Here is a 21,567-nt window from a genome sequence, read left to right as displayed (position 1 = left end):
CCCCTTTTTCGGTAAAACCGCCTCTCTCCCGACCCTCACTCCCCCCGCCAGCCGCAGGCGGACAGCGCGTCCCGCATATGCTCCGGCGCCGGGGCGATGGCGCTCACCGGTTCGTATTCGAAGGCCATGCGGAAAGCGACGGAACGGGCCAGCAGGTGCAGATTGCCGGGCGGCCGGCGTTCGGGTCCGTAGAAGGGCTCTCCCGTCAGCGGGCAGCCGAGGGCGGCGCAATGGACGCGGATCTGGTGGGTGCGGCCGGTGCGCGGGCGAAGCTCAAGCCAGGAACGGCCGTTTCCGGTGCCGAGGACCCGGTATTCGGTGACGGCCGGCTGGCCGGCCGGGTCGGGCAGGATGGTCCAGGAGGAGCGCGCCGCACCGGCTTCGATCTTCTTGAGCAGGGGCAGGTCGATCACGCCGGCCTCCGCCGCCGGGATGCCGTCGGCCACCGCCCAATAGGTCTTCTCGACATGGCCGGCGGCGAACATCTGGCCCAAGCGCTTCAGTGCCCAGGGCATGCGGCCCAGGATCAGGCAGCCGGCGGTGTCGCGGTCCAGCCGGTGGGCGAGCTTCGGCGGCTCTCCATCCGGCTCCGCCAGGTGGGGCAGGTAGAGTTCCAGATGGTCGGTGATGCGGCCGGCCTTGTGGACGGCCAGGCCGGCCGGCTTGTCGATGACGAAGCATTGTTCGTCCCGGTGCAGGACGCGGGCGCGCAGCTGGTCCGCGGTGAGCGAGGCCGGAGGCGGAGACGGGAAGGCAAGCGAGTCGGGGATCATGGCCGGCACCATGGCCGCCTGCGGACCGTTCGCGCAAGTATTTGCAATGAAACGTCATACGGAAAGTCAGTTATTTACGCTATGTCGGCCGACAGGCAGCGGCACGGTGTCGCGCCAGAGGTTTCCGCTGCTTTTCCAAGCGTTACTGCCTATGAGAAAGGTGCGGGGCCGCTTCGGACCTTGCGGATAAAGACCGGCTTGAACGAGGACATTCGGCCGGCTTTCATTTGATTTCGGCCGCCAGGACTAGCCTTTTGCCCGGTCTCGGAAGGTCTGTTGCGCCGTCGCGGAAGGCGTGGCAGAAAGCCGGTGACCACGCTTGTGCTTCCGCAGGCTCCGCTTGCGGTCGGGCCATGCCGTGGCACCATGGATTTGACTTCGCCTCAACCACAAGAGACGTCCAATGCGGAAACCCGTGCGCAAGGTGGTGTTCCCGGTCGCCGGTCTCGGCACGCGCTTCCTGCCGGCCACCAAGGCCATCCCGAAAGAGATGCTGCCCCTGGTCGACCGCCCCCTGCTGCAGCATGCCGTCGAAGAGGCGCGCGCCGCCGGCATCGAGGATTTCGTTTTCGTCACCGGCCGCTCCAAGCGCGCCATCGAAGACCATTTCGACGCCGATACCGAACTGAACCGCACGCTCGAAGAGCGCGGCAAGATGGACGCGCTGGAAGAGGTCCGCCACAGCGAGATCGCGCCCGGCCGCTGCTTCTACACCCGCCAGCAGGTTCCGCTGGGCCTCGGCCATGCCGTGTGGTGCGCCCGCGCCCTGATCGGCAACGATCCCTTCGCCATCGTGCTGCCCGACGACTTCGTCCAGGGCAAGACCCCCTGCCTGAAGCAGATGGTCGAGGCCTATGAGGAGGTCGGCGGCAACGTCGTCGCCGTCGTCGACGTGCCGCGCGAGCGCACCAGCAGCTACGGCATCCTCGACGTCGAGAAGGACGACGGCCGTCTGGCCACCGTCCGCGGCCTGGTCGAGAAGCCGAAGCCGGCCGATGCGCCGTCGACCCTGTCGATCATCGGCCGCTACATCCTGCAGCCGGAAATCTTCGACCATCTGGAAAAGCAGCAGCGCGGCGCCGGCAACGAAATCCAGCTGACCGACGCCATGGCCAACCTGATCGGCAACCAGCCGTTCCACGGCCTGCGCTTCGAAGGCACCCGCTACGACTGCGGCGACAAGGTCGGCTTCATCGAGGCGACGCTGGCCCACGCGCTGAACCGGCCGGACATGGCCGACAAGGTGCGCGAGATGCTGCGCAAATATTGCTGACCGACGGGCAGCCTGCATGACGCCGCGCCCGCCCCGTCCCCTGACCCGGACGGCGGCGGGCACGCGCGTTTGGGCTGCGCCTTGAGAATTGTGGCTTGAGAAAAGAGCCGGCGGCATGAAAAGGCCGGCCATGAGGAACGCCCCATGGTGAAGACCCACCAGGGCATCCCACAGACATACAGCATCCTTTCGAGGACATGAGGGGGACGCGATGCGCATTGCGATGATCGGCACGGGCTATGTCGGCCTGGTCTCCGGCGCCTGCTTTTCGGAATTCGGCGTGCACGTTACTTGCGTCGACAAGGACGCCGGCAAGATCGAGCGGCTGAAGAGCGGCGAGATTCCGATCTACGAACCCGGCCTGGACGACCTCGTCGCCCGCAACGTCGCCGCCGGCCGCCTGTCCTTCACCATGGACCTCAAGGAGGCGATGCAGGGCGTCGACGCCGTCTTCATCGCGGTGGGCACCCCGTCGCGCCGCGGCGACGGCCATGCCGACCTGTCCTACGTCTATGGCGCCGCCGAGGAGATCGCCCAGCATCTCGACCACTACACGGTGGTGGTGACCAAGTCGACGGTCCCGGTCGGCACCGGCCGCGAGGTCGAGGCGATCATCCGCCGCGTCCGTCCCGAAGCCGAGTTCGACGTCGCCTCCAACCCGGAATTCCTGCGCGAAGGCTCGGCCATCGGCGACTTCATGCGGCCCGATCGCGTCGTCATCGGCGCCACGTCGGAGCGCGCGGGCGAGGTGATGCGCCGGCTCTACCGGCCGCTCTACCTGATCGAGACGCCGATCGTCATCACCTCGCTGGAGACGGCGGAGCTGACCAAATACGCCGCCAACACCTTCCTGGCCGCCAAGATCACCTTCATCAACGAGATCGCCGATCTGTGCGAGAAGGTGGGCGCCAACGTCCACGACGTCGCCCGCGGCATCGGGCTGGACGGCCGCATCGGCAAGAAGTTCCTGCACCCGGGTCCGGGCTATGGCGGGTCCTGCTTCCCGAAGGACACGCTGGCGCTGGTCCGCACCGCCCAGCAGTTCGGCAGCCCGCTGCGCATCATCGAGACGGTGGTCGACATCAACGACAAGCGCAAGAAGCAGATGGCCGAGCGCATCATCGCCGCCTGCGGCGGGACGGTGGACGGCAAGACCGTCGCGGTGCTGGGCGTCGCCTTCAAGCCGAACACCGACGACATGCGCGACAGCCCGTCGCTCGACATCATCCCGGCGCTCCAGGCGGCCGGTGCGCACGTGCGCGCCTTCGATCCGGCGGCGATGCACGAGGCCGAGAAGCTGCTGCCCGGCGTGGAATGGGCGAAGAACGCATACGGCACCTTGGAGGGGGCCGATTGCGTCGCTATTCTCACGGAGTGGAATGAATTCCGCGCGCTCGACCTGCGTCGGGTCAAGTCGATGCTGAAGCGGCCGGTGATGATCGACCTGCGCAACATCTACAACCCCGACGACATGGCGAAGGCCGGCTTCACCTATACCTCCATCGGCCGGCCGTCGCCGGCCGGCGGGATGGACCGCGGCTGACGGTCCAAAGACGGCGTCCAACAGAGGACTAACGAGACGATGAGCGAAGCCCATACCTTCCACCCCACGGTGCTGCGCGAATACGACATCCGCGGCATCGTCGGCAAGACGCTGACCCCGGCGGACGCCCGCGCGGTCGGCCGTTCCTTCGGCACCGTGGTGGTGCGCAAGGGCGGCAAGACGGTCTGCGTCGGCTACGACGGCCGTCTGTCCTCGCCGGACCTGGAGGAGGCGCTGGTCGAGGGGCTGGTTTCCACCGGCCTGCACGTCCTGCGCATCGGGCTCGGCCCCACGCCGATGCTGTATTTCGCCACCCGCGACCGCGAGGCGGCGGCCGGCATCATGATCACCGGCTCGCACAACCCGCCGGACTACAACGGCATCAAGATGATGCTGGGCAAGGGTCCGGTCTATGGCCAGCAGATCCTGGAACTCGGCACCATGGCGGGCAAGGCCGACTGGGAGCAGGGCCAGGGCTCGTCGGAGAAGATCGACGTCCAGGACGAGTATGTCGCCCGCCTGCTGAAGGACTATGACGGCACCCGCGACCTGAAGATCGCCTGGGACGCCGGCAACGGCGCGGCGGGCGAGATCCTGCGCCGCCTGACCGCCAAGCTGCCGGGCAAGCATGTCCTGCTTTTCGACGACATCGACGGCAACTTCCCCAACCACCATCCGGACCCGACGGTCGAGGCCAACCTCGTCGACCTGAAGAAGGCGGTGGCGGAGCATGGCTGCGACATCGGCATCGGCTTCGACGGCGACGGCGACCGCATCGGCGCCATCGACCACAAGGGCCGCGTGGTGTGGGGCGACCAGCTGGTCGCGCTTTATGCCGCCGACGTGCTGAAGAGCCATCCGGGCGCCACCATCATCGCCGACGTCAAGGCCAGCCAGGCCCTGTTCGACGAGATCGCCAAGCATGGCGGCACCCCGCTGATGTGGAAGACCGGCCACTCGCTGCTGAAGGCCAAGATGGCCGAGACCGGCTCGCCGCTGGCCGGCGAGATGTCGGGCCACATCTTCTTCGCCGACAAGTGGTACGGCTTCGACGACGCGCTCTATTGCGGCGTCCGCCTCGCCGGGCTGGTCAGCAAGCTGGACACCACGCTGGCGGCCCTGCGCGACGGCCTGCCGGACATGGTCAACACGCCGGAGACCCGCTTCCAGATCGACGAGGAACGCAAGTTCGCCGTGGTCGAGGAGGTCAAGGGCCGGGTCAAGGCGTCGGGCGCCAAGGTCAACGACATCGACGGCGTCCGCGTGACGACCGACGACGGCTGGTGGCTGCTGCGCGCATCCAACACCCAGGACGTGCTGGTGGCCCGCGCCGAGTCCTACAGCCAGGACGGGCTGGAGCGGCTGAAGGGCGCGCTGATCGAGCAGCTGGTGGCCTCGGGGCTGTCGGCGCCGTCCTTCGAGGGCGGCGGGTCGCACTAATATACAATTTAATCTGCCGCATATGCTTTTTTTCGAATAATATGCGGCGGACGTTGTGCTTACGCTTCCGAACGACGTTTCAGAGAAAACTCGTTCGGAAGCAGTTTTTCAGGTTAATGACTCGTTTCTATTTATTTTTCTGCATTAGGTTTGGTTGGTTACAGTGAAAATTTTTATATTTATAAAATATTTCAACGTTTTCTATAAATAATTCAGTGCTTTTGTTTTCTTTTTTTTATGAGTAAATTTCGCAAATCCGGTATCTTTTTTTGGTTTTATTTCTTGCTCTCCGCCGTAGGCCCGCATCGTAAATGCCTAAAATCATTCTTTGTATCTGATTTGCTACCAAAACGTTTCGTCCTACATTGCCTAAAAACTTTACATCTTGTAGGCGGAAGGAAGTTGTGGCAGAGGTGGTAAGAAATGGGCACGGGAAGAATTCTCCAGAGTGCTCAACTGGATTTCATAAAGGGCTGAAGAAGATGAGTGCACGCGTACCCTCTGATAGAAGGTCTATGGGGCAGGCATTCAAAAGAAATTACCAAGCTGCACAGACTCTGACGGAATATACTCGTCCGCGGCTTATGCTGCTGTTCTATGCCGCTGAAGCAGGACTCAAAGCAATCTGTATGCACGAACATACCCTAAAAGACTCAGAGGATCTAGGTGAATATATGAATCAAAATTATCGGAAAAAAGATGGCCATGACTTAGAGATTTTAATCACAATAGCAAATATTAACGCTACCGATATAGTAGATTGTCCAGGGAATTTTCCTATCATGTACAATGGGAGAGGGTTATCATTTCGACCGTTCAAAATACATGAGGCAGCGAGATATGGCGTGAAGGTATGTCCGCAATTTAGGAATCAAATAGAAACTTGGTTAGAAAGTATCTGCCAAGTTCTGAATCGGCGTCTCGGCTGAGGAAAACAATATGATCAGCGAAATTTACTGCTATACTTGGGTTGATATACTTGATCGGCTGCGCAGCAAGCAGGCGAATGATACTGCTCCGAATTGCTTAATTTCGGCAGAGCCATTGCCGACGCGTATTATACTATCTGTGACGTTTGGTGCGGATATTGGAGAAATTAATGAGTGGCTCGGAGAACTATTTGGTCCACGTTTTGATCCACAGAGAAATATTATCAACCTTGACAAGCCAATTAACGGAAATGACCGGCTTATTGCTGTAGATATTGAGCAACTGGATTCGGGCGAAGAAGTGGATCGGGTGATCAAGCTCAGACCGTCCGTTCTGCGAGGGCGATCTGTTGTTTATCACCCTACATATGAGTTGCCTGCGGTTCGCGAATTGTCTGATGTGCCGCCAATATTGACTTTCCATTCATCTAAAGGCGGTATGGGACGGACTACCATCACCCTTGCCCTCGCCTTTGCTCTTGCAAAGCAAGGAAGACGTGTGCTTCTGGTCGATTCTGATTTTGAAGCGCCAGGTATATCAGCATTACTTAATGTAACGCTTCCTGTTCCTAAAGTATCGTTTGCGGATTTGATTGCGCTTGCGCATACTGATCCGCATCCATCTGCCGAAAATACTGTGGAATTGGTAAGCGAGCGCTTGGTAGATCAAGTTTTTCATTCAATTTTTATTCTGCCTTGTACACGAGATTTGGCTCCTCCTCTTGTTACTCCAGACGCACTGACGGTCTCTACACGACGTTCTGCTTTCTTTATGGGCGAATTATTGGGGGCGGTAGCAAAGAGGGTTGGTGCAGATGTGGTTTTGGTCGACCTGCGTGCAGGTATGTCAGAGTTGGTAGCATCACTCTTTCTTGATCCTCGACTTCAGCATGTGTTGGTCACAACATTGAACGGTCAAGCAATTGATGGAACGCTTCATCTTCTGGAATCATTGCGAGATGTTGCTAAGAAATGGACGGACAGCACCGGAGAGCGTTTGAAGAACATTCCTTATGTAATTGTTAATCAGAAGCCAACTGATAGCTCAATGATTGAGGAAGGGGACAATGCTCTTAAATCCCTTGAGGAAAAATTGTACGCAAAATTTCAGGAAATTGGACAGATTTCTACTGAGCTAACTAACGAGGGGAGTGAAGAGAATCCTTTTCTGGATCGATCTCTTGCACCGATCGTTATTGATCGCCTTTCATCCATTTCTATTTTGCCCTCAGACCTGGAAAAAGTCCAAGAACGGCTGATGGCAAGTGACCTTCCTTCCAAAGTCTTGGACGCATTCCTGATTGATCTACCACCTACTCCAACGGCCACGGTGTCGATAATTCAGAGTTCCCATGGTAATGTGGGGCTTGAGCGGAAACGTGCCATGCTTGCAGAATTCGCTAAAGAATCTGTCTATGCTGAGAATGCAAGCCAATCTAGAATTTTCGCTACCCGTTCTCTTAACAAGCTTGTTTCAAGCTTTCGAAGCGAACTGCCTAATGTTGTCGTTCTTGGCGACAAGGGATCTGGAAAGACGTACACTTTTACATCTGTCGTAAAGTCAAAAACTTGGCAGAACTTTGCGCGGCAAGTTATCCCTGATTTTGATGGACAGGTCGATGCTGAAATTGTACCGATCCTCGTACCTGATGAACTGCATGTAGACCGCAAACGAGCAATCACCGAGTGGCTTGAGGAAATGGCGACTCGGGATGGAGCGGGATCTCCCATCGATCATTCAAGCCTTGGAGATGCTGTTGGGCATTTCAAAGCTGGTGACGATGCATTGAAAAGTGGGGCATGGAGAAACTTCTGGCTTGAACTTATTGCACGACGCTGTGGTTATGAAGCAAAAGAAGAAGTATCGGGTATAGCTAGACTTCGCGAAGCGCTTAAAAATCGGCAGCGTCGGATCGTTGTCGTGTTTGATGGATTAGAAACGCTTTTCCAGCGTTTTAACTCCGATCAAGTTGAACAAGTGGCATTGGAGTCGTTGTTGAGGCAGGTTCCAGATTGGCTTGCACAGACACCTGATAGATCTATCGGTTTTGTGGCATTTGTTCGCGAAGACTTAGCAAAATCAGCATTACTGATGAATTTTGGTCAATTTCAGGCCCGATATGAACCTTTTGCTCTGCGATGGAACTGGAATGAAGCAGCTGCTTTGGCTCTGTGGATAGCACAACAGGCAGAGGCCATCCCGGAGGTAGTGGCGCCTATTGATTTGATTGGGATGGATGAGGAGACTCGAGCAGAAGCGTTGATGCCCCTATGGGGTTGGAAGCTCGGTTCAAATGACTCTAAAGAAGCGAGAACCCTGGAGTGGGTGATGTCGTCACTGTCCAATTTCCGTACTGTGCTTCAGGCACGGGATTTGGTTCGCTTTATTTATATTTCAGCTGAAAAATCGAATGTTCATGATAGATTTTCGGAGGATAGAATTTTGACGCCGAAGGCAATTCGCGATGCAATAGAGCCTTGTAGCGAAGAGAGGGTAAAAGAAACAGGAGAAGAAAATGCTTATCTTGAAGGAATATTTAGGAAAATATCTGGAATGCCGCATAATCTCCGTGAATTGCCGTGGTCTTCTCGAGATGCCGTGCAACGATTGGAAGAGCCGGAGCTTTCTGCTTTGCTCGAATTCGGCATATTTTTCAGGCGCGAGGATGAGTATTTTGTTCCAGAAATTTATCGTAGCGGGCTTAGACTATACTACGGAGGGGGTGCGCGTAGAAAGGTTGTGACTTTGATGCGTCGTGCACGTGCTCAGTAAAAAGTAACCTGCGAATAGAGAATTCATTAAGCCGAATCGGATAAATTTCCGGTGAGGGGGCGCTCCTTCACCGGAAACTCGCCAGATGCTTTCTGAAGCGCGCCAGACTCCAGGCGAAGAACAGCGCGCCGATCCCGGCGGTCGCGGCGAAACGCGGCCATACCACGTCGAAGCCGGCACCGCGGAACAGAATCGCCTGGGCGAAGGCGACGAAATGGGTCGAGGGTGACAGCTGCATCGCCATCTGCAGCCATTGCGGTTCACTTTCCAGCGGGGTGAAACCGCCGGACAGCATGTTCATCGGCAGCACGATCAGGATGAACAGAAGCCCCAGTTGCGGCATCGAGCGCGCCACGGTGCCGAGGAAGATGCCGAGCGCCGTCGCGAAGAACAGGTAGAGCGCCGTCCCGGCCAGGAACAGCGGGACCGATCCGGCCAGCGGCACCGACAGGAGCCCGCGCAGCACGGCATAGAGCGCCACCAGCGTCAGCACCAGGATCACCGCGCCGTTCGCCAGCACCTTGGCCGCCATGATCTCGGCGGGCCGCACCGGCATCACCAGCAGATGCTCCAGCGTGCCGTGCTCGCGCTCGCGGATCAGGGCGGCGCCGGACAGCAGCACCGCCAGCATGGTGACGTTGCTGACCACCGACATGGTGCCGGTGAACCATTTCGTATCCAGCGCCTCGTTGTAGGCGACGCGGAGCTGGAGCGACACCGGGGCGGCGCTGCCGTCGGCCTCGCGGCGGACGAAGCGGCCGACCTCGTCCTCGACGATGCCCTGGATGGTGCCGGCACCGATGCCGGCCTGCATCATCGCGGTGGCGTCGATCAGCAGCTGGATCGCCGGGCTGCGGCCGGCCAGCACGTCGGCCTGGAAATCGGGCGGGATGTCGAGGACGAAGGTATAGCGGGCGGAATCCATCGCCGGATCGACCTCGGCATGGCCGATCATCACCGGGGTCTGGAACTCCGGCCGATGGAAGCTGGAGGCCAGACGCTGCGACAGGGTCGAGCGGTCCTCGTCGACGATGGCGATGGCGGCGTTGCGCAGCTCGTGCGAGATGCCGGTCGCTTGGCTGTAGACGGAAAAGGTGAAGGAATAGACGACGAAGCCCAGCATGAAGGCGTCGCGCAGCAGGCTGATCCATTCCTTGCGCGCGAGCGTCAGGCTGTTGCGGAGGAAGCGCATCATGGCTCAGCGCTCCTGTTTCGGCAGGAAGGCGACGCCGAGCGCCAGGAAGACGGGGATGAAGGCGGCGGTCGCCAGGATGAAGGGAAGAAGCTCCGGAAAGGCCAGCCCCTTGGTGAAGGCGCCGACCGACACTTTGAGGAAATGGGTGGTGGGAAACAGCGTGCCGAACAGCCAAGCCCCGCCTTCCAGCGTCGCCACCGGCTGCAGCATGCCGGAGAACTGCGTGGCCGGCAGCATGGTGACGATGGCGGTGCCGAACACCGCCGCCGTCTGGGTCGCGGTGAAGACGGAGATCAGCAGCCCCAGGGCCGTGGTCGCCACCACATAGACCAGCCCGCCGAGCAGAAGCCCGATCAGGCTGCCCTTCACGGGCACCCCGAACAGCGTGACCGCCATCGCCACCATCAGCAGCAGGTTGAAGGCGGCGAGCGCGATGTAGGGCAGCTGCTTGCCCAGCAGGAATTCCAGCCGCGTCACCGGGGTGACGTAGAGGTTGGTGATCGAGCCGAGTTCCTTTTCCCGCACCACGCCGAGTGCTGCGAGGATGGCGGGGATGAAGACCAGCAGCAGGCCGATGTCGCTGGGCACCATGGCGTCGAGGCTGCGGAAGGCCTGGTTGTACCGGTAACGCATCTCCAGGGTGGCGGCCGGGGCGGGCAGGGCGACGCCGGACGCCGTGGCGGCATCCTCGATGAAGCGCTGGTGCAGGCCGGCGACATAGCCCTGGATCGTCTCCGCCCGGAAGGGCATGGCGCCGTCGATGCGCACCGCCACCTCCGGGGGTCTGCCGCGGCGGAGATCGCGGCCGAACCCTTCGGGGATCTCGATGGTCAGCGCCGCCTCGCCGCGTTGCAGGCGCAGAGCGAGATCGCGGGCGTCGATCGCCGGCGGGGTGGCGCGGAAGCTGCGCGAGCCGTCGAACTGCTCGACATAGGCGCGGCTCTCGGGGGAGCGGTCGTGGTCGAGCACGGCGAAGGTCAGATTTTCCACGTCCATGGTGATGCCGAAGCCGAAGACCAGCATGAGCAGGACGGTGCCGAGCAGGGCGACGGTCAGGCGGACGGGATCGCGGCGGAGTTCGAGGGTTTCGCGCCAGGCGTAGGCCAGCAGGCGGCGGGTGGAGACGAAGGGTCCCCTCTCCCCCCCAACACAAGCTCCGCTTGTGTTGCCGGCAGGCGAAGCGAAGCTTCGCCGAGAGGCGGGGAGAGGGTTAGGGTGAGGGGGTTCCGAAGCGAGGATTTTCGGGACAGTCACGCTGTGCGTCCCCCTCACCCCGACCCTCTCCCCGGGGGGGAGAGGGGGAGTGGGCGGGGTGTCGAGTTGAGCATTCTCCTCAGCTTGCCGCATGAACCCGATGAAGGCGTCGTCCAGGCTGTCGGCCTGCTGCTGGCGGCGCAGCTCGTCGGGCGGGCCGGCGGCGATGACGCGGCCGGCATTCATGAAGGCCACCCGGTCGCAGCGCGCCGCCTCGTTCATGAAATGGGTCGAGACGAAGATCGTCACCCCCTGGTCGCGCGACAGGGCGATCAGGTCGCGCCAGAACTGGTCGCGCGCCACCGGATCGACGCCGGAGGTCGGCTCGTCGAGGATCAGCAGCTCCGGACCGTGCAGGATGGCGACGGCCAGCGACAGCCGCTGCCGCACCCCCAGCGGCAGCCGGTCGGCCACGGCGTCGAGATAGGGCGGCAGGCCGAAGCGCTCGACCAGCGCCGCCAGCCGGGCGTCGGCGCCATCGAGGTCGAACAGGCGGGCGTGCAGGTCGAGGTTCTGGCGCACCGTCAGCTCGCCATAGAGCGAGAAGGCCTGGGCCATGTAGCCGACGCGGCGGCGGCTCTCCATGTCGCCGGCATCCACCGGCCGGCCGAACAGCCTCGCCTCGCCGGCGCTGGCGGGCAGCAGGCCGGTCAGCATCTTCATGGTGGTGGTCTTGCCGCAGCCGTTGGAGCCGAGGAAGCCGAAGATCTCGCCGCGGCCGATGCGGAAGCTGATGTCCGACACCGCGGTGAAGTCGCCGAAGCGGCGGGTCAGGCCGACCGCCTCGATGGCCGGTTCGGCATCGGCGGGCTCGGGCGGGCGGGGCGGGACGACGAGGCGCTCGTGGCCGCGCCGGACCTCCTCCGGCAGCAGGGCGACGAAGGCTTCCTCCAGTTCGGCGGTGCCGGTGCGCGCCTTCAGGGCGGCGGGAGTGTCGTGGGCGAGCAGGCGGCCGGCGTTCATCATCACGACCCGGTCGAAACGCTCCGCCTCGTCCATGTAGGAGGTGGCGACCAGCACCGTCATGCCGGGGCGGCCGGCGCGGATGCGGGCGATCAGCTCCCAGAACTGGCGGCGGGAGAGCGGATCGACGCCGGTCGTCGGCTCGTCGAGGATCAGCAGGTCGGGGTCGTGCAGCAGGGCGCAGCAGAGGCCGAGCTTCTGCTTCATGCCGCCCGACAGCTTGCCGGCCGGGCGGTCGGGGAAGGGGGCGAGGCCGGTGGACTCCAGCAGGTCGGCGATGCGGCGCCGGCGCTCCGCGGCGTCGAGGCCGAAGAGGCGGCCGAAGAACTGGAGATTCTCGGCGACGCTGAGGTCGGCGTAGAGGTTGCGGCCGAGCCCCTGCGGCATGTAGGCGATGCGCGGCTGGAGCGCCGCGCGGCCACGGCGGTCGGCGAGGTCGGTGCCGAGCACGCGGACGCTGCCCTGCTGGACCTTTTTCGCCGTGGAAATCAGCCCGAGCAGGGTCGATTTGCCGATGCCGTCCGGGCCGATGATCGCGACGCTGGCGCCGGCGGGGATGTCGAGGGAAGCGTCCTCCAGCGCCACCGTCCGGCCGTAGCGGTGCCGTACGCCGGACAGCGAGACGGCTGGGGCGGGAGTCATGATCTTTCGCCCTGGGGTATATCCCCTCTCCCCCCCGCTCTCGCGCAAACGAAGTTTGCGCTGACGCGACAGGCGGACCAAAGGTCCGCCGAAAGCGGGGAGAGGGTTAGGGTGAGGGGGGCGCGTGGGCTGGATTTAATGGCGGAGGGTGGCTGGTTCCCGGCGAAGTCACGCTGTGCGTCCCCCTCACCCCGACCCTCTCCCCGGGGGGGAGAGGGAGAATTCTGGGGGGAAGAGGTCGCTTCCCGAGTCAGTTTCGATTCCAGCCAGTCGGGCCAAGCCGCCTTGTCGTCGAGCTTCACATAGGCCATGCCGGTCAGGCCGGTCTTCACCCGCTCGATGTAGCGGGTGACCAGCGCTTCCGGGACGCGGGCCTTGACGCGGAACATCATGCGGTCGCGTTCCGACTTGGTCTCCACCTGCTTGGGCGTGAACTGGGCGCGCGGGGCGACGAAGGTCACGGCAGCAGGGATCGCGGTGTCGGGAACCGCATCCAGCAGGATGCGCGCCTCGGCGCCGAGTGCCAGATTTCCCGCCGTGTCGGTCGGCAGGAAGAAGGTCATGTACACGTTGGACAGGTCGAGCAGCGTCGCCGCCTTGCCGCCGGCGGCCAGCACCTCGCCCGGTTCGGACAGGCGGTAGAGCACGCGCGACTTGCGCGGCGCCTTCAGCACGCCGTCGGCGACCAGCGTGGTCAGCCGGTCGACGTCGCCGGCGACGGCGGCGATCGCCTCGTCGGCGCTGGCGAGGTGGCTCTTGGCGGCCTCCAGCGCGGCGTCGGCGGTGCGGCGGCTGTTGCGGGCCTGATCGACGCGCTGTTCGGCGACATGGCCCTTGCCGAACAGGATCAGCGCCCGCTCCAGCTCCTTGGCGGCGAAATCGGCCTCGCTGAGGCGCTGGGCGACCAGCGCGTTCGCTTCCTCGCGGGCGCGGCGGGACTGGCGCAGCTGGGCCTCGGCGGAGCGGAGCTGCGCTTCGAGGTCGCGGGTGTCGAGCGTGGCGATGACGGCGCCGGCTTCCACCAGATCGCCTTCCTCGACCGGGATGGTCAGGACGCGGGCGGCGTATTTGGTGGCGACGTCGATCTCGTTCGCCTCGATCCGGCCGTTGCCGGCGGCGAAGCCGGCCGGCAGCCGGCTGCCCTGCATCGTTCGCCAGCCATAGGCGGCCCCGGCGCCGAGCAGCGCCAGCAGGACCACGGCGGCGAGAAGGCGCTTGAGGGTCATGGCTTCGCTCCGTTCGCCGCGGTGTCGGTGTCGAGCGCGCCCATCACGCCGGCCAGGATGCGCTCGCGCGCGGCGTCGTCGGGGGCGGTGTCCAGCGTCCGGCGCAGCGCCAGCAGCGCTTCGGCATAATGGTTGTGCCAGTCGCGGCCGGCGAGGTCGGCGGGGGCGAGGCGGGGGTGAGGGGCGGCCGGTACCAACGGGCACGGGGCGGCGAGGTCGACGCGGTCGTCCAGCGCCGGAAGGGCGATGCGGTCCGGCGCCCAGCCCTTGTCGAGCAGGGCTCGGCGGATGGAGGCCCGGGCGGCCTCCTCGCCATGGACCAGGAACAGGCCGTGGCCGACACCGTGGCGGGCATCCACCCAGTCGAGCAGGGCGGAGCGGTCGGCATGGCCGGAATAGACGTCGATGGAGCGCAGCCGCGCTTTGACGGCGATCTCCTCGCCATGGATGCGGACGCGGGATGCTCCCTCCTGCAGCAGGCGGCCGAACGTGCCGGGGGCCTGGTAGCCGACCAGCAGCACGGTGTCCTGCGGGCGCCACAGGCGGTTCTTCAGGTGATGGCGGATCCGGCCGGCGTCGCACATGCCGCTCGCCGCCATGATGATGGCGCCGCCGGAAATCCCGTTCAGCCGCTGGCTTTCCGGCACGCCGCGGACATGGTGGAAGTTGGCGCGGGTGAAGGGATCGCCGTGGGTTTCCAGATCGTCGAGATGGCGGCGGAAGACGCCGGTCACCGCGTCGGCCAGCGGCGAGTCGAGGAAGACGTCCACCGCGGGAAGCTGGCCGCCGTCGAACAGGCGGTCGAGGTCGTAGAGCAGTTCCTGCGTGCGTTCCACCGCGAAGACCGGGATCAGCAGGACGCCGCCGGCCGCCAGCGCCGACGACACCTCCGCCCGCAGCACCGCCTGCCGCCCGGCTTCGTCCAGGTCGGTGCGGTCGCGGTCGCCGTAGGTGGTCTCCAGCACCATCCAGTCCGGCCGTTCCGGCCCGTCGGCGTCGGCGTGGAAGCTCTTGCCGCCGGGGCCGAGGTCGCCGGAGAGCAGCAGGCGGGTGGGCTCGGCGGTGCCACCCCCGAGGCCATCGATGGCTTCGATCTCGACGGACGCGGAGCCCAGGATGTGGCCGGCCTGCCAGAAACGGGCACGCAGGCCCGGCAGGATGTCGGTCCAACGGTCGTACTCGACGCGGCGAAGCCGGCGCAGGCTGCGGATGGCGTCGTCCTGGGTGTAGATCGGCTGGACGGCGGCCCGGCCGCGCTGGCGGTTGCGCCGGTTGAGGCGCTCCACCTCGCCCTCCTGGATGTAGCCGCTGTCGGGCAGCATGTATTCCAGCAGATCGACCGTGCCGCCGGTGGCGTAGATCCGGCCGCGGAAGCCCAGCCGGGTCAGCTTGGGCAGCAGGCCGGAATGGTCGATGTGGGCGTGGGTCAGCAGGACCGCCGCGATCGAGGACGGGTCGAAGGGGAAGGGGCGGTAGTTCAACTCCCGGATCGTCTTGGTGCCCTGGAACATGCCGCAATCGATCAGCACGTCGCCCGACGGCGTGGACAGGCGGAAGCAGGAGCCGGTCACCGTTCCGGCGGCGCCGTGGAAGGTCAGCGACAGGGACATGGGGTCAGCTCCTTGTTTTTCCTCTCCGGGACTATCCCCTCTCCCCCCGGGGAGAGGGTTAGGGTGAGGGGGAACCGCTTCGTGGATCTCTTCGGCTGCGCCGAACCCCCTCATCCCGACCTTCTCCCCGCATTCGGCGGATCTTCGATCCGCCTGTCGCGTCAGCGCAAACGAAGTTTGCGCGTGAGCAGGGGGAGAAGGAGATTGGTTCCTGCTCACCTCACCTCACCTCACCTCACCTCACCTCATCCCACCACCACCCCGCTGTTATCCGCGGCATGGGCCTGGGCGAAGGTGAAGTCGGCGTTGGTGCCGGCGTGGATGCGGTAGAGCGGCTCGCCCCGGCGCACGCGCTCGCCGACCTTGCGCAGCAGGTCGATGCCGGCGCCCTTGTCGGTGGGCGCGCCGGCCAGCCGCGCGATGCGGGCGAGGCGGTAGCAGTCGAGCGACGACACGATCCCGTCGGCGGGGGACGCGACCTCCGCGACCAGCGACCCCAGCGTCGCGACGGCGGGCGGCGGGCCCTGCAGGCCGATGATCCGTTCCATGGACGCCAGGGCGGCACCCGACTCCAGAAGCTCGCGCGCCCGGCGGTTGCCGGAGCCGCCGCGGACGGCGGGGTCGAATTCCAGGATGCGGCCGGCCAGCAGCAGGGCGCGCTCCGTCAGGTCGGCGGGGGATGCCGGGTCGTTGCGCAGCACCGCCATCACGTCGCGCGCCTCCAGCACCGGGCCGATGCCGCGTCCGACCGGCTGCGAGCCGTCGGTGATCGCCACCTCCAGCGTCAGGCCGAGCCGGTCGCCGACATGCTCGAACAGCTTGCGCAGCCGCACCGCCTCGCCGGCGCTGCGGATCTTGGCGCTGGGGCCGACGGGGATGTCGATCAGCAGATGGGTCGAGCCGGCCGCCGCCTTCTTCGACAGGATGGAGGCGACCAGCTGTTCGCGGGTGTCGATGGCGAGCGGCCGTTCGATGGAGATCAGGATGTCGTCGGCCGGCGACAGCCGGACATGGCCACCCCAGACCAGGCAGCCCCCGGCCTCGCGCACCAAAGCCTGCATGCGCTCCACCGGCAGGTCGACATTCGCCAGCACCTCCATGGTGTCGGCGGTGCCGGCCGGGGACGTGATGGCGCGCGACGAGGTTTTGGGGATCGGCAGGCCGTGGGCGGCGACGATCGGCACCACGATCATCGAGGTGCGGTTGCCGGGAATGCCGCCGATGCAGTGCTTGTCGGCGATGGTGCCGGCGATCCCGCCGGGGCCGCCCCAATCCAGCCGGGTGCCGGCGGCGATCATGGCGCGGGTCAGGCCCAGCACCTCCGCCGTCGTCATGAAGCTGGCGCAGGCGATCAGGAAGGCGGCGATCTCGATCTTGGAATAGCGCTGGTCGGTGATGTCGCGGATGATGGCGGCAAGCTGGTCGTCGGTCAGGGCGGCGCCGCCGACCTTGGCGCGCACCAGCTCGAAGCTCTCCGGCGGGGTCGGGGGGACGAGCTGGACGGCGGAGCCCGCCGCCAGGCCGAGCTGGCCGAAGGCGGGGTCGGACAGGCCGATCTCGTCGGGGCCGACGATGGCGGGGTCGTCGACGACGTTCAGCACGGCCAGCAGGGAGCGGCCGTCGTTCCGCACCTCCACCCGGCCGAGGCCGAGGAAATCCTCGACATGGTAGCGGGTGCAGCGGCGGTTGAGGAAGGCGACGTTCTCCCGGACGGTGTCGATCGCCAAATGTCGAAGCGTCAGCATGTCCCGCAGTCTACGCCCGCCCCGGCCGGCCAGTGACGCCGAGCCTGCGCGGCTGCCATGCCGCCGCCTACGCCCTGCGGTTGATCCGGATCATTGGCGGGGCGGAGAGGATGTGCTTCCTCACGTGCTCTCCCGTGCGATGAAGGTCAGGCCGAGGTCGAGACGCCGCTGCGGCGGCTCCTTGCCGTCCATCAGGTCGAGCAGCATGGCGGCGGCGTTGCAGCCGATGGCGTAGCGGGGGGTGGCGACGGTGGTCAGGGTCGGCGTGGTCCAGGCCGAGGCCGGCAGGTCGTTGAAGCCGGCGATGGCGAGTTGGCCGGGCACGCGGATGCCCCGGCGCTGGCATTGGAACAGCGCGCCCTGGGCCAGATCGTCGTTGCAGAAGAAGACGGCGTCGCAGTCGCTGTTCTCCGCCATCAGCCGGTCGATCATCGCCGCACCGAGTTGGATCGAGGACCGGTCGGGCAGGCGCCAGACTCGCGTCTCGTCGTAGAGACCGGCCTCCTCCAGCGCGTGGCGGTAGCCGTCGAGGCGGGCGAGCGTGCGGGGGTCGAGCTGCACGGCGACGAAGCCGATGCGGCGGTAGCCGCGCGCCAGCAGGTGGGTGGTCATCAGCCGGCCGCCCTCCTCCTGCGAACAGCCGACGCTGAGGCTGTCGGGGTCGTCCAGCAGCTCCATCATGTGGACGGTCGGGCTGGAGAGCGCCGACAGATAGGTGCGGGCGACCGCGGTGTGGTCGGTGCCGGTCAGCAGGAGGCCGTCGGGCTGGAACTGGAGGTAGGTGCGGATCAGCCGCTCCTCCTCCTCCGGGGAATAGTGGGTGACGCCGATGAGGGCGCGGTAGCCGCGCGGCAGCAGCATGTCGTGGATGCCGGCCAGGGTCTCGACGAAGACCATGTTGGTCATCGACGGGATCAGCACCGCCACCGTCATCGACCGCGCCGAGGCGAGCGCGCTCGCCGCCTGGTTCGGCACGTAGCCCATCGACTGCGCGGTGTCGAGGATGCGCTGGCGAAGCTCCGGCACCACCAGTTCCGGCCGCTTGAAGGCGCGCGATACGGTGATCGCGCTGACGCCCACCCGCTCCGCCACGTCCGCCATCGTCGCGCGGCCGGTGCGCGAGGAGCGCGGCTTGCGCGTCTTGACCGCCGGGGGTGCAGGCCGATCATCGCCATCCGTCGTCACAGGAGAGGTGTCCTTCCGAGTCCGGCCGCCGCCATCGAGGTGCGCGCGGGATGGTGGGTGGCATTGTGTAGCACGACCGGGCGGAGCCGCCAGTCCCGCGGAGCCTTCCTCCACAGTCCGCCGCACCCGCCGGTAAGCCGCTGCCGACAAGCCATGCCGACAAGTTTGTCAGTGCCTCGAACAAACCTCTTTACGGGCATCGAGGTTAGCGCTAACAGTAGCGAACTCTCGTTTCGACGTCATCCGTGTACAGCGGTTCCCAGGGTTTCCGATCTCGGCTGACTCTAAACGGGGTGCCTCGAATATGATAGCGCTAACATAACCTTGTGCGTGGCTTGTCGCGATCCCGGTCGCGGATGCCGCCCTGTACCGGACAGCGGGAACACAGGCTCATGAACGGTCCTCCCATCGCGTCGCCCCTTCCTGGAGCCGCCCTGCCGGCGGGTGCCGAAGCGTCCGCCGCCGAACCGTCGGCCGCGCCGCCGATCGTCGTGGTGATGGGCGTGGCCGGCTGCGGCAAGTCCAGCGTCGGCCAGACCCTGGCGCTGGCGCTGGGTCTTGGCTTCGTCGAGGGCGACGCGCACCATCCCCCCGCCAACATCGCCAAGATGTCGTCCGGCATTCCGCTGACCGACGAGGATCGCGACGGCTGGCTGGGCACGCTGGCCGGCTTCATCGCCGAGGCGGACCGCGAGGGGCGCGGGCTGGTGGTCGCCTGTTCGGCGCTGAAGCGGCGCTACCGCGACCGGTTGCGCGGCGGGGCCAAGCGGGTGATCTTCCTGCATCTCCATGGCGACAAGGCGCTGATCGTGTCGCGGATGGGCGGGCGGACCGCCCATTTCATGCCGACGGCCCTGGTCGACAGCCAGTTCGCCGACCTGGAGATGCCCGGCGCCGACGAGGCGGTCCTGTCCTACGAGGTGACGCTGCCGGCCGCGGCGATCGTCGCCGACGCCTGTGCCCGCCTGACCGGCGGCGAAGCCGGAGAGACCGGCGTCACCGGAACCAATAATGGCGGCTCCGCCGCTGGTCTGAATAATGGCGGCTCCGCCGCCGGGCCAAATAATGGCGGCTCCGCCGCCGGGGGGAACGCATGAAGAGCGTGGCGGATCTGCTGGAGCGGATCACCGAATGGATCATGGCGCTGATGCTGGCGATCATGGTTGGTCTCGTCTTCAGCAACGTCGTCCTGCGCTACATCTTCAGCAGCGGCATCGTCGCGGCGGAGGAGATCGCGCGGCTGATGTTCGTCTGGCTGGTGTTCCTCGGCGCCACCGTGGCGCTGCGCCACCAGCGCCATCTCGGGCTGGAGATCCTGCAGAGCCGTCTGCCTTTCAAGGTCCGCCGGGCCTGCGCGGTGATCTCGCATCTGATGGTTCTCTACGCCCTGTATCTGTTCGTGCAGGGCAGCTGGATCCAGCTGCTGATCGGCATGGGGACCTTCTCCACCGTCCTGCGCTTCCCCATGGCCATCTACGCTGCGGCCGGCTTCTTCCCGGCCATCGCCATGGCGCTGATCGTGCTGGCGAACCTGTGGCGGATCGTCACCAACCAGCCCAGCGCCCGCATTCCCGGCAACCCCGACACGATGATGGACCATCCGGAGTCGCATGGCCCCGCCGTGGCCCCCCCGATGGAGCCGGCGGCCGGCCTGCCGGGCGCCGCCGCCGTCAAGCATTGAGCCCAGCCCAGACGACCTTCCTGCGGACGGAGACGCCGCCATGACGCTCACCATTTTCCTGGGCTCGCTGTTCGGCTTCATGCTGCTCGGCATGCCCATCGCCTTCGCGCTGATTCTGACCGGCGTCGCGCTGATGGTCCATCTGGACTTCTTCGACGCCCAGCTGGTCGCCCAGAACATGCTGAACGGCGCCGACAACTATCCGCTGATGGCGGTGCCCTTCTTCATCCTGGCCGGCGAGCTGATGAATGCCGGCGGCATCTCCCAGCGCATCATCAACCTGGCGGTCAGCCTGGTCGGCCACATCAAGGGCGGGCTGGGATACGTCACCATCGGCGCGTCGGTGATGCTGGCCAGCCTGTCGGGCTCGGCCATCGCCGATACCGCGGCGCTCGCCACGCTGCTGATCCCGATGATGCGCGACCACGGCTATCCGGTGCCGCGCGCCGCCGGCCTGATCGCGTCGGGCGGCATCATCGCCCCGATCATCCCGCCCAGCATGCCCTTCATCATCTTCGGCGTGACCACCAACACCTCGATCAGCGCGCTGTTCATGGGCGGCATCGTCCCCGGCCTGCTGATGGGGCTGGGCCTGATCGGCGCCTGGATCTTCGTCGTCCGCGACATGACGGTGAAGCTGCAGCCCAAGGCGAGCGGGCGGGAACGGGTGAAGGCGCTGATCGACGGCATCTGGGCCTTGGCCCTGCCGGTCATCATCATCGGCGGCCTGCGCGGCGGCATCTTCACGCCGACCGAGGCCGCGGTGGTCGCCGCCGTCTATTCGCTGCTGGTGGCGCTGTTCGTCTACCGCCAGGTCACGCTGCCGCAGCTGGTGCCGCTGCTGGTCCAGGCGGCGCGCACCACCAGCACGGTCATGTTCCTGTGCGCCGCCGCGCTGGTGTCGTCCTACATGGTGACGCTGGCCGACCTGCCGCAGCAGATGACCGAGCTGCTGGCCCCGCTGATGAGCCATCCCAAGATGTTGATGCTGGCCATCGCCGTCCTGCTGCTGGCCGTCGGCACGGTGATGGACCTGACGCCGACCATCCTGGTGCTGGGTCCGGTGCTGACCCCGCTGGCGATCAAGGCCGGCATCGACCCGACCTATTTCGGCGTGATGTTCGTGCTGATCGGCACGCTGGGCCTGATCCATCCGCCGGTCTGCACGGTGCTGAACGTGGTGTGCGGCGTCGCCCGCATCTCGCTGGAAAGCGCCACCAAGGGCATCTGGCCCTTCCTTTTGACCTACATCGTGCTGGTCGGGCTGCTGATCGCCGTGCCGGAGATCGTCACCGTGCCGCTGCACATCTTCCACTGACGCCTACAAGATCAAAC

General features: G+C 64.9%; 15 protein-coding genes. 8 read left to right on the top strand and 7 right to left on the bottom strand.

Annotated elements, in window-relative coordinates; translation table 11 throughout:
• Positions 1-35 precede the first annotated feature (35 nt).
• Positions 36-773 (bottom strand): RluA family pseudouridine synthase, encoded by a 738-nt coding sequence (locus tag JHL17_RS00315; RefSeq protein WP_200190061.1) that lies wholly within the window; start codon positions 771-773, stop codon positions 36-38.
• Positions 774-1,176: 403 nt separating this feature from the next.
• Here JHL17_RS00315 and galU point away from each other — a divergent pair, with 403 nt between their 5' ends.
• The 5 genes from galU (at position 1,177) to JHL17_RS00290 (ending at position 8,731) form a co-directional block, all read left to right on the top strand.
• The gene (gene galU / locus JHL17_RS00310) at positions 1,177-2,046 is read left to right on the top strand and encodes a UTP--glucose-1-phosphate uridylyltransferase GalU (RefSeq protein WP_200190060.1); all 870 of its coding nucleotides are present in this window, start codon (positions 1,177-1,179) and stop codon (positions 2,044-2,046) included.
• A 211-nt stretch (positions 2,047-2,257) separates the two neighbouring features.
• Entirely contained in the window at positions 2,258-3,589 is a 1,332-nt protein-coding gene (locus JHL17_RS00305; RefSeq protein WP_200190059.1) for a UDP-glucose dehydrogenase family protein, read from the top strand.
• A 39-nt stretch (positions 3,590-3,628) separates the two neighbouring features.
• Positions 3,629-5,029, top strand: coding sequence for a phosphoglucomutase/phosphomannomutase PgmG (pgmG, locus tag JHL17_RS00300; RefSeq protein ID WP_200190058.1), 1,401 nt, complete (start codon positions 3,629-3,631; stop codon positions 5,027-5,029).
• Between the two features lie 404 nt (positions 5,030-5,433).
• Positions 5,434-5,958, top strand: a complete 525-nt coding sequence (locus tag JHL17_RS00295) for a hypothetical protein (RefSeq protein ID WP_200190057.1) — start codon at positions 5,434-5,436, stop codon at positions 5,956-5,958.
• A 10-nt stretch (positions 5,959-5,968) separates the two neighbouring features.
• Complete coding sequence (locus JHL17_RS00290; protein WP_200190056.1) at positions 5,969-8,731, top strand: KGGVGR-motif variant AAA ATPase; 2,763 nt, start codon at positions 5,969-5,971, stop codon at positions 8,729-8,731.
• A gap of 67 nt (positions 8,732-8,798) precedes the next feature.
• On the opposite strand, the gene JHL17_RS00285 is transcribed toward JHL17_RS00290, so the two are convergent.
• The 6 genes from JHL17_RS00285 to gntR form a co-directional block, all read right to left on the bottom strand.
• Positions 8,799-9,926, bottom strand: a complete 1,128-nt coding sequence (locus JHL17_RS00285; RefSeq protein ID WP_200190055.1) for an ABC transporter permease — start codon at positions 9,924-9,926, stop codon at positions 8,799-8,801.
• 3 nt (positions 9,927-9,929) lie between these two features.
• Positions 9,930-12,785, bottom strand: a complete 2,856-nt coding sequence (gene rbbA, locus JHL17_RS00280) for a ribosome-associated ATPase/putative transporter RbbA (RefSeq protein WP_200190054.1) — start codon at positions 12,783-12,785, stop codon at positions 9,930-9,932.
• Positions 12,782-14,011 (bottom strand): HlyD family secretion protein, encoded by a 1,230-nt coding sequence (locus JHL17_RS00275; RefSeq protein WP_247893217.1) that lies wholly within the window; start codon positions 14,009-14,011, stop codon positions 12,782-12,784. Before JHL17_RS00275 ends, rbbA begins: the two co-directional genes overlap by 4 nt.
• On the bottom strand, positions 14,008-15,621 hold the full coding sequence (locus JHL17_RS00270) for an MBL fold metallo-hydrolase (protein ID WP_200190053.1): 1,614 nt from the start codon (positions 15,619-15,621) through the stop codon (positions 14,008-14,010). Before JHL17_RS00270 ends, JHL17_RS00275 begins: the two co-directional genes overlap by 4 nt.
• Before the next feature lie 245 nt (positions 15,622-15,866).
• Positions 15,867-17,366, bottom strand: coding sequence for a thymidine phosphorylase family protein (locus tag JHL17_RS00265; RefSeq protein WP_200190052.1), 1,500 nt, complete (start codon positions 17,364-17,366; stop codon positions 15,867-15,869).
• Between the two features lie 120 nt (positions 17,367-17,486).
• Positions 17,487-18,551 (bottom strand): HTH-type transcriptional regulator GntR, encoded by a 1,065-nt coding sequence (gene gntR, locus JHL17_RS00260; protein ID WP_345773722.1) that lies wholly within the window; start codon positions 18,549-18,551, stop codon positions 17,487-17,489.
• Positions 18,552-18,943: 392 nt separating this feature from the next.
• On the opposite strand from gntR, the gene JHL17_RS00255 reads away from it, so the two are divergent.
• From JHL17_RS00255 to JHL17_RS00245, 3 genes are read left to right on the top strand one after another with little or no spacing between them, the layout of a single operon-like run.
• Entirely contained in the window at positions 18,944-19,648 is a 705-nt protein-coding gene (locus JHL17_RS00255; protein WP_200190051.1) for a gluconokinase, read from the top strand.
• Entirely contained in the window at positions 19,645-20,232 is a 588-nt protein-coding gene (locus JHL17_RS00250; protein WP_200190050.1) for a TRAP transporter small permease, read from the top strand. Before JHL17_RS00255 ends, JHL17_RS00250 begins: the two co-directional genes overlap by 4 nt.
• Positions 20,233-20,272: 40 nt before the next feature.
• Positions 20,273-21,550, top strand: coding sequence for a TRAP transporter large permease (locus JHL17_RS00245; RefSeq protein WP_200190049.1), 1,278 nt, complete (start codon positions 20,273-20,275; stop codon positions 21,548-21,550).
• The last annotated feature ends 17 nt before the right edge of the window (positions 21,551-21,567 follow it).

Source organism: Azospirillum endophyticum (assembly GCF_016595245.1).
In the GTDB taxonomy this organism is placed as follows: Bacteria; Pseudomonadota; Alphaproteobacteria; order Azospirillales; family Azospirillaceae; genus Azospirillum; species Azospirillum endophyticum.
Note: the sequence above shows the minus strand (reverse complement) of the source record. Positions and strands in the feature narration are given on the sequence as shown.

Excerpts from the sequence above, each read along its gene's own strand:
- JHL17_RS00285 (WP_200190055.1), bottom strand. The coding sequence starts at position 9,926 with ATGATGCGCTTCCTCCGCAACAGCCTGACGCTCGCGCGCAAGGAATGG.
- JHL17_RS00245 (WP_200190049.1), top strand. The coding sequence starts at position 20,273 with ATGACGCTCACCATTTTCCTGGGCTCGCTGTTCGGCTTCATGCTGCTC.
- JHL17_RS00255 (WP_200190051.1), top strand. The coding sequence starts at position 18,944 with ATGAACGGTCCTCCCATCGCGTCGCCCCTTCCTGGAGCCGCCCTGCCG.
- JHL17_RS00290 (WP_200190056.1), top strand. The coding sequence starts at position 5,969 with ATGATCAGCGAAATTTACTGCTATACTTGGGTTGATATACTTGATCGG.
- JHL17_RS00270 (WP_200190053.1), bottom strand. The coding sequence starts at position 15,621 with ATGTCCCTGTCGCTGACCTTCCACGGCGCCGCCGGAACGGTGACCGGC.
- galU (WP_200190060.1), top strand. The coding sequence starts at position 1,177 with ATGCGGAAACCCGTGCGCAAGGTGGTGTTCCCGGTCGCCGGTCTCGGC.
- JHL17_RS00265 (WP_200190052.1), bottom strand. The coding sequence starts at position 17,366 with ATGCTGACGCTTCGACATTTGGCGATCGACACCGTCCGGGAGAACGTC.
- rbbA (WP_200190054.1), bottom strand. The coding sequence starts at position 12,785 with ATGACTCCCGCCCCAGCCGTCTCGCTGTCCGGCGTACGGCACCGCTAC.
- JHL17_RS00305 (WP_200190059.1), top strand. The coding sequence starts at position 2,258 with ATGCGCATTGCGATGATCGGCACGGGCTATGTCGGCCTGGTCTCCGGC.
- JHL17_RS00275 (WP_247893217.1), bottom strand. The coding sequence starts at position 14,011 with ATGACCCTCAAGCGCCTTCTCGCCGCCGTGGTCCTGCTGGCGCTGCTC.
- JHL17_RS00250 (WP_200190050.1), top strand. The coding sequence starts at position 19,645 with ATGAAGAGCGTGGCGGATCTGCTGGAGCGGATCACCGAATGGATCATG.
- pgmG (WP_200190058.1), top strand. The coding sequence starts at position 3,629 with ATGAGCGAAGCCCATACCTTCCACCCCACGGTGCTGCGCGAATACGAC.
- JHL17_RS00315 (WP_200190061.1), bottom strand. The coding sequence starts at position 773 with ATGATCCCCGACTCGCTTGCCTTCCCGTCTCCGCCTCCGGCCTCGCTC.